Raw genomic sequence first — 5,519 nt, 5'->3', positions numbered from 1 at the left:
TTAGCGCAGCAGTTTCTGGATTAAGGGCTTGCGACTGTCTGAGCGTAAGCGATATTGAGCAAGACCCCAAACCCTCCCGCAAAAGGCAGCTGGGGCCAAGCCCCCTCCATCCCTCCTGCTATAGAGGATGCATTCAGCTGAATATAGGCTTAAGGTTTTTTGTAGAGGACGATGATGGACACGCGGCGGTTTCTGGCGCGTCCTTCCTCGCTGTCGTTATCGGCCACAGGTTGTGTATCGCTATACCCTATGGCCGAGAGGCGCTTGGCATCTATGCCAGCTTCTATCATCTGTTTGACTACACTGGTGGCTCTGAGTGATGACAGTTCCCAGTTGGACTGGAATTGTTGGTTGCGTATGGGCTGGTTGTCGGTATGGCCTTCAACCTGAATGGTATATAGGTTGCCCGACAATACCTGGGCGATATCCGTAATCGCTGGTTGTGCTTCGGATTTGATGAGCGAGGAGCCAGGGGTAAACAGCAGGCCATCGGCAATGTCGATGCGCACGCCACGCTCATTTTTGCTGATGTTGATTTTGCCGTTCTGCGCCAGGCCGCCCAGGCTTTGGTTGAGGTTGGTGACGATGGCGGTGATGTTTTCTTGCTCCTGACGCTGCTTTTCCTTGCGCAGGCGGTTGATCGCCAGGGATTGAATCAGGGATGGCGAGGCTGCCGCTTTTGCTGGCATGCGGTCTGCGCCTACATCGGTGTTGGGGGGCGGGGTGCGGAATTCGCTATTGCCAGGTGCGCCGCTGAAGGCGGTGCCCAAGGCTGAGGTGAGTTCGTCGTATTTGTGTTCGTTGACTGATGAGATGCCATACATGACCACAAAAAACGCAAACAATAGGGTGATGAAGTCGGCATAAGACACCAGCCATCTATCATGGTTGTCTGGTTCGTCTTCAAATTTACGTCTTCTGGCCATGGCAGACTCCGTCTAGCGTAAATAGGCGTTCAAGCGCTCTTCAACAATTTTGTGGTTTTCGCCATTGGCAATGCCCACCATGCCTTCGGCCACCATTTCACGGCGCGAGGTTTCGATTTGCACCAGGGCTTTGAGTTTGTTGGCTACTGGCAAGAAGATGAGATTGGCAAAGCCTACCCCATAGATGGTGGCGACAAAAGCCACGGCGATGCCGCTGCCCAGCTTGGTGGGGTCTGAAAGGTTTTCCATCACGTGGATCAGGCCTAGCACTGCACCTAATATGCCTATGGTGGGAGCGTAGCCGCCAGCTGCCTCCCAGATTTTCACTGCGTTTCGTTGTGCGGATTCGTAACGGTTGATGTCCACATTGCAAATATCGCGGATTTTCTCTGGCGGCGTGCCATCTATGACCAAGCGCAGCGCCATTTTGACAAAGGGGTCAGGCTCGGCACGCATGTGGTTTTCCAGCAGCAGCACGCCATCTTTGCGCGCAATGATGCTCCAGTTGGTGATGCGCCGGGACAGGCGTTCGCGGTCATCAATAGGTGGCTGAAACACCCATTTCAGCATGCGCACGCCCTGCAAAAAGAATTGCGGCCGGGTTTGCAGCAATACGGCACCCACTGTGCCTAGCAAGACGATCATGAAGGCGGCAGGCTGAAGCAATGACGCGATTTTGCCACCTTCAATGGCTTGCCCCAGCAATATGCCGCTGAGCGCCAGTACTATGCCAGCTAGGCTGCTCCAGTCCACAGTTTCTCTTTCAGGTTAGCCCGCAGGCGGGCAACCGCCTGGGTGTGCAGTTGACAGACCCGGGATTCGGATACGCTCATGATGGCGCCGATTTCCTTGAGGTTCATTTCCTGTTCGTAGTACAGGCCCATGAGGATTTTCTCGCGCTCGGGCAGGGAATCAATGGCCTCAATCAGAGCTTCACGGAAATCAGTGGAAAGCAGTGCCTTGAGTGGGTCACCTGAATCGTCAGATTGATAGCGATCAAGGAAATGGTCTCCCTCTTCATGCTCGCTGAAATCTTCATAATAGATGAGCTGGTGACCACTGCAGTCATCCAGCATTTCATGGAAGTCATCCATGGACAGGTTGAGTTCATTGGCTATCTCGCCCTCGCTGGGCGGTCGGCCCAGTTTTTGTTCCAGGCCATGCACGGCAGTCTCAACATCGCGCATGTTTTTGCGCACGCTGCGCGGCAGCCAATCGGCACGGCGCAGCTCGTCTATCATGGAGCCGCGTATGCGCTGGGCAGCATAGGTTTCAAACTGCGCGCCGTGATTATCTTCGTAGCGATTGGTCGCATCGAGCAAGCCCATCATGCCCGCTTGCACCAGGTCATCAATATCGACGCTCGCGGGCAATTTTGCCTTGAGCTGGTAGGCAATTTTTTTTACCAGGCTTGCATGTTGCTTTAATAAGTCTTCTTTTTGGGTTGTTTTCCCATGCAAGGTGTACATCACCACATTCCTTTTAGCTAAAAGTCGCTGCTAACAGTCCATGATTATGGTCTATTTTACCGGCCAGGTTTTTGAAGGCGGCTGAGGCTTTTGCCATGGGGAAGGCATCTACGACGCTACGGCCCAGCTTGGCCGCGCGACCCAGGTGTTCATCTGTGGGAATCAGGCCCATGAAATCGAGTTGTATGTAGAGGTAATTGCGCGCTACCTCTGCAATGTTCTGGAACAGAAGCTGGGCCTGGGCTTCGTTCGCTTGCGACACCACGATACCAAACGAGCGTCGGCCTATTTGCTGGCTCAACTGCTTGATCAGGCTGTACGCTTGGGTAATGGAATTCGCATCCCGAGTCATATGTATCAGAATTTCCCCATTATTCAGCATATCGAGGGGCATGGTGTCCTGACCATTGAGGGCAGCATCCACCAGTACCACATCGTGCTCACTGGCCATGTTTTTGAACTGTTGTTGGACCTGTAACATGATGTCCGCATGATTCAAAAAACGGCTCGCCGACTTCCCGGGTAGTAATTTTGCAACAGAATAGCCGTGACCGCTAATATTAATTAGTGACATCGTATTATTGGGTTGCATCACTGCTTCTAATAATGTGCCTTGCTCGGGGCTGATATCGTCATAGACATTGTGGTGCAAAGACTGTTGAGTGGCGTCAAGAATCAGCGCATGACTACCCTGATGCTGTAGTGATGCGGCTAGGTTTTCCAGCAACCTGGCCTGATCCAGCATGGTGGTGGCAGAGAGCAGGGAGAGTATGCGCGGGCTGGGGCCAGCCATGAGTCTACGCAGGCCAGAGGCTTGATCTTTATGCATTTTTATCTCAGATCTGGTTTTGGCGCTCATGCACGTGCCCCTGAGTGAGTATGATCATCCAGCATCATGCCCGCAGCGGGCATATCAGCAACATTGGCCATAAGGAAAGGCATTTCTTCATCGCGGAACTGGAAGTGCTCGTTTTTCTTTTGCGCCATTTTCAGGGCCTGGTGTACCAGGAACTGTTTGTTGGCGATATGGATATCTTCAGGCACGCGTTGGCCGTTGGCAACGTAGTAGACGCGCAGGCGCTCACGGATGATGACATCCAGCACACTGCCGATAGCGGCGGCTTCATCGAGCTTGGTGATGATGCAACCATCCAGGCCACGGCGCTTGTAGGCATCAATCACATCAGCCAGGGTTTCACCTGTGCTGGTAGCATTCATGCACAGCAGTTTTTTGATGGGCATGCCAGTGTTGGAAAGCATGGCGATTTGCTCAGAGACCATCTGGTCACGCTGGCTGACACCTACGGTATCTATCAAGATGGTGTGCTTGCCCTTGAGTTCGTTGAGGGCGATGCGCAGGTCAGCCTCGTCCTTTACCGCATGCACCATGACACCGAGAATCTTGCCGTAGATGCGCAATTGCTCATGACCGCCAATACGGTAGGAGTCAGTGGAGATCAAGGCCAGCTTGCCTGCGCCATGCTTCATGACAAAACGCGCGGCCAACTTGGCAGTGGTGGTGGTCTTGCCTACGCCTGTTGGGCCTACCAGCGCGAAAATACCACCTTGATCGAGAATCTGCTGCTCATCGCTGATGGTTTGCAGGTTTTTGCCCAGCACATTGTGCAGCCACTTCAAGGCTTCGGCTTCGGTGCGATCAGCCGGGGTTTTTTCTGCAATCTGGCGAGACAGCCCGGCGCTGAAACCCGCTGCCAGCATGGTACGAAGGATGGCGGATTTTACCGGGTCACGCTGCTGAATATTGCTCCAGGACATTTCGGTGAGCTGGGTTTCAATATTGCCGCGCATGGCGCGCAGTTCTTGCATCATATTGGCCATTTCCAGCTGGGCCAGGCGGTGCTGTTCTTGCTGCATTTCTTGCAATTTCTGCACTTGCTTGGTCTGCTGGGCTTGCTGTGCCAATTGCGCCTGCTGGGCTTTTTGCGCTTGTTGGGCTTTCAGTGCCTGTTCTGCCATTTGCGCTTTTTGTGCTTGTTGCGCCTGTTGTACTTTGTGGGCTAGCGCTGCTTGCTGGGCTTCTTCTGCCAGGCTGGCTTTGGCCGCGCTCTGTGGCTTGCTTCTGGCGGCAGGCACCTGGCTGGGCTTGGGCATGCTGAACTCTGCCAAATCAGCCCTAGGCTGACGTTTGGCCTGGGTGCGGTGCACCTGCAGTTGCTGCTGGTTCAAAGGCTCAGCCGGGCGCAATATGCGCTGGTTGCGGTTGAGCATGGCCACCAGGGTTTCTTCAACCGGGCTATCTTGTGCTTCTGGCTCGGCTTGCTGCTGGATAAATGCCGGGGCCACAGGGCCTACAGGCTTGTTGCTGGCTACCAGATTAGCCATGTCCTGCTCGCGGAAGGCAAGAATTTCATTGCCGCCTTCAACCGCGCGATTGGAAAGGATGACCGCATCCGCGCCCAGTTCCTGCCTGACCATGCTCAGGGCCTCACGGGAATTTTTGCCGAAATAACGTTTGATGTTCATGCTTGGCCTCCAATTAGGCTGGTAACGCGGATGGTTTTAGTATCAGGAAGTTCTTCATGCGACAGCACACGCAGACGCGGCACAGCACGGCGCAGGAAACGCGACAATGCTGTGCGCAATGCACCAGGCACCAGCAGCACCGGGGCCAGCCCGATTTGCTCTTGCTGCCTGGCGGCATTGGCGGTTTGCGTGGAAAGTGTTTCTGCCAGACCGGGCTCTATGGCAGCCCCGCCAGCGGAAGTGGATTGCAGGGCCTGCATCAACAGGCGCTCCAGATTGTGATCCAGGGTCATAACGGGCACTTCGTTGCCCGTAGGGAACAGTTGCTGGACGATTGCGCGGCCCAGTTGTATGCGCACCAGCGAGGTGAGGTCGTCGGTATCCTGAGTGCGCTGACCATGCTCGGACAGGGTTTCTATGATGGTACGCATATCACGGATATGCACACCTTCAGTGAGCAGGTTTTGCAAGACTTTCTGCAGCGAGGACAGGCTCAGCAGTTTGGGCACCAGGTCTTCAACCAGTTTGGGTGATTCTTTGCCTATATGATCCAGCAGCGATTGCACTTCCTGGCGGCCCAGCAGCTCGGCGGCGTGAGAAGTGATCATATGATTGAGATGGGTGGCAATCACGGTGCTGG

6 protein-coding genes are annotated in these 5,519 nt (G+C 54.4%); all 6 read right to left on the bottom strand.

Translation table 11 applies throughout. The annotated features are described in order from the left end of the window. Window positions 1–149 precede the first annotated feature (149 nt). Window positions 150–926, bottom strand: a complete 777-nt coding sequence (gene motD, locus JCM2850_RS20095) for a flagellar motor protein MotD (protein ID WP_036266518.1) — start codon at window positions 924–926, stop codon at window positions 150–152. 12 nt (window positions 927–938) lie between these two features. Continuing rightward, window positions 939–1,679, bottom strand: a complete 741-nt coding sequence (locus JCM2850_RS15965) for a flagellar motor protein (RefSeq protein WP_025873112.1) — start codon at window positions 1,677–1,679, stop codon at window positions 939–941. Further along, window positions 1,661–2,395 (bottom strand): RNA polymerase sigma factor FliA, encoded by a 735-nt coding sequence (locus JCM2850_RS15960; RefSeq protein ID WP_025873111.1) that lies wholly within the window; start codon window positions 2,393–2,395, stop codon window positions 1,661–1,663. The genes JCM2850_RS15965 and JCM2850_RS15960 overlap by 19 nt, the downstream gene beginning before the upstream one ends. Window positions 2,396–2,408: 13 nt before the next feature. After that, window positions 2,409–3,224, bottom strand: coding sequence for a MinD/ParA family ATP-binding protein (locus JCM2850_RS15955; RefSeq protein ID WP_036266532.1), 816 nt, complete (start codon window positions 3,222–3,224; stop codon window positions 2,409–2,411). Between the two features lie 26 nt (window positions 3,225–3,250). Then, window positions 3,251–4,879, bottom strand: a complete 1,629-nt coding sequence (gene flhF, locus JCM2850_RS15950) for a flagellar biosynthesis GTPase FlhF (RefSeq protein WP_025873109.1) — start codon at window positions 4,877–4,879, stop codon at window positions 3,251–3,253. Further along, window positions 4,876–5,519, bottom strand: a 644-nt coding sequence (locus JCM2850_RS20090; protein ID WP_036266515.1) for an FHIPEP family type III secretion protein, incomplete at its 5' end; no start/stop codon positions are given. The genes flhF and JCM2850_RS20090, both read right to left, overlap by 4 nt.

This window comes from Methylobacillus glycogenes JCM 2850 (assembly GCF_000617925.1).
Lineage (GTDB): Bacteria > Pseudomonadota > Gammaproteobacteria > Burkholderiales > Methylophilaceae > Methylobacillus > Methylobacillus glycogenes.
This window is presented reverse-complemented; position numbering and strand designations above follow the sequence as displayed.